Origin of the sequence: Kitasatospora griseola, assembly GCF_014648555.1 — a bacterium.
Taxonomy (GTDB): domain Bacteria; phylum Actinomycetota; class Actinomycetes; order Streptomycetales; family Streptomycetaceae; genus Kitasatospora; species Kitasatospora griseola.
In genome coordinates this window covers 1-599 of sequence record NZ_BMRI01000120.1, presented here as the reverse complement: position 1 = coordinate 599, position 599 = coordinate 1, and the positions used below count along the sequence as shown (strand labels likewise).

Here is a 599-nt window from a genome sequence, read left to right as displayed (position 1 = left end):
ATTTCGGCGTTCGTGGTGGAGAAGGGCGACGAGGGGGTGTCGTTCGGCGCGCCGGAGAAGAAGTTGGGGATCAAGGGTTCGCCGACGCGTGAGGTGTACTTCGACGATGTGCGGATCCCGGCGGAGCGGATGATCGGTGCGGAGGGGACGGGTTTCGCGACGGCGATGCGGACGTTGGACCACACCCGGGTGACGATCGCGGCGCAGGCGCTGGGGATCGCGCAGGGGGCGTTGGACTACGCGAAGGGGTATGTGAAGGAGCGCCGGCAGTTCGGGAAGGCGATCGCGGAGTTCCAGGGCGTGCAGTTCATGCTGGCGGACATGGCGATGAAGCTGGAGGCGGCGCGGCAGCTGACGTACGCGGCGGCGGCGAAGTCGCAGCGCACGGAGGGTGATCTGACGTTCTTCGGGGCGGCGGCGAAGTGCTTCGCGTCGGATGTGGCGATGGAGGTCACGACGGACGCGGTGCAGTTGCTGGGCGGGTACGGGTACACGCGGGACTACCCGGTGGAGCGGATGATGCGGGACGCGAAGATCACCCAGATCTACGAGGGCACCAACCAGGTCCAGCGCATCGTGATGGCCCGCAACCTGCCGTA

Annotated in this window: 1 protein-coding gene; it reads left to right on the top strand. The window is 67.1% G+C overall.

All coding sequences use genetic code 11. From position 1 onward, the window contains the following. Nucleotides 1-599 (top strand): acyl-CoA dehydrogenase family protein (locus tag IEZ12_RS37390; protein WP_268250311.1); only part of this gene is annotated, 599 nt, incomplete at both ends.